This is a genomic window from Streptomyces beijiangensis (assembly GCF_017315755.1).
GTDB lineage: Bacteria > Actinomycetota > Actinomycetes > Streptomycetales > Streptomycetaceae > Streptomyces > Streptomyces beijiangensis.
This window is the reverse complement of the sequence record NZ_JAFLRJ010001328.1, coordinates 1-337: the sequence shown is the minus strand read 5'-3', so window position 1 is coordinate 337 and position 337 is coordinate 1. Positions and strand designations below refer to the sequence as shown.

Here is a 337-nt window from a genome sequence, read left to right as displayed (position 1 = left end):
AACTCGGGCGGCTGAACGCGGCGTTCGCGCGGGAGTGCGAGCAGGTGCTGCTGGTGGTGGCGGGCCAGGCGCTGGCGCTCCGGGGGTGAACCGGGGTCGGCGCCGGGTCAGGTCGCCGGCTTTCGCGCGATGATCCGGTACGCGTTGGCGAACGGGGTGTGCCGCAGGACGGGTGCCAGCGCGAAGTCCGTCAGCGCCGCGACGGCGACCAACGGGACACCCGCCCGCAGCAGCACGGCACGCGCCTGCTGCTGGAACGGGGTCGGCGGGATCGCGCGCCACGGGGCGTCCGGAGCGGGCAGGGCATGGGAGAGAGCCAGCGCGGCGGCGCCGGCCA

2 pseudogenes are annotated in these 337 nt (G+C 76.3%); one reads left to right on the top strand and one right to left on the bottom strand.

Annotation, left to right across the window (positions count from 1 at the left end):
* Positions 1-89: pseudogene (locus J0695_RS44945) on the top strand (bifunctional adenosylcobinamide kinase/adenosylcobinamide-phosphate guanylyltransferase); the annotation flags it as partial.
* A gap of 18 nt (positions 90-107) precedes the next feature.
* Here the strand turns inward: J0695_RS44945 and J0695_RS41690 are convergent.
* A pseudogene (locus J0695_RS41690) lies at positions 108-337 on the bottom strand (class I SAM-dependent methyltransferase); the annotation flags it as partial.